The following is a 554-nucleotide window of genomic DNA, read 5'->3' as shown; positions in this document are numbered from 1 at the left end:
CCTTGGGCACCGGTTGGACCTTGTGCTCCTGTAGCACCCGTATCTCCTGTCGGGCCTTGGGCTCCAGTCGGACCTTGAGCTCCTGTAGCTCCGGTAGCTCCATCGCTTCCAGGAGGACCTTGTGGACCAGCTGGACCTTGAGGGCCAGTATCAGGATCAATCCAAGAATATATTCCCGATCCATCTGTCGAAAGAACTTGTCCTCCAGTTCCACCTGCCGGTAATTCTATTTCATTATTCGGATCATCATCTGCATCCCGTATATCGATAGTTGTGCTACCTCCTCGTTCCAGGGCTATATTTACTGACTCATTTGCACTTACAACCGTGCTACTAATCCCTTGATTATCTGTATTTAATGATGTTTTATCAACCCACTCAACCATACCAACGGCATCCGTAACCAGAACCTTATCGTTGCCTCCACTTAATATGTTTTCTGTCTGAACCGCGTTGTCCGCCAATTTAGCATTGGTAACCGCATCGGCCCCAAGTTTCGCTGTAACGATGGAAAGGTCTTCCACCTTAAAAGGATCTAAAGTAGTACCAACACC

At 48.4% G+C, this 554-nt stretch carries 1 protein-coding gene; it reads right to left on the bottom strand.

From position 1 onward, the window contains the following. Positions 1-554 (bottom strand): collagen-like protein (locus MWU84_RS24070; protein WP_281502620.1); only part of this gene is annotated, 554 nt, incomplete at both ends.

The sequence above is a fragment of the Arenibacter sp. F20364 genome (genome assembly GCF_023015905.1).
Taxonomy (GTDB): Bacteria; Bacteroidota; Bacteroidia; order Flavobacteriales; family Flavobacteriaceae; genus Arenibacter.
The sequence above is the reverse complement of the archived record's forward strand: the minus strand, read 5'-3'. Positions and strand labels throughout refer to the sequence as shown.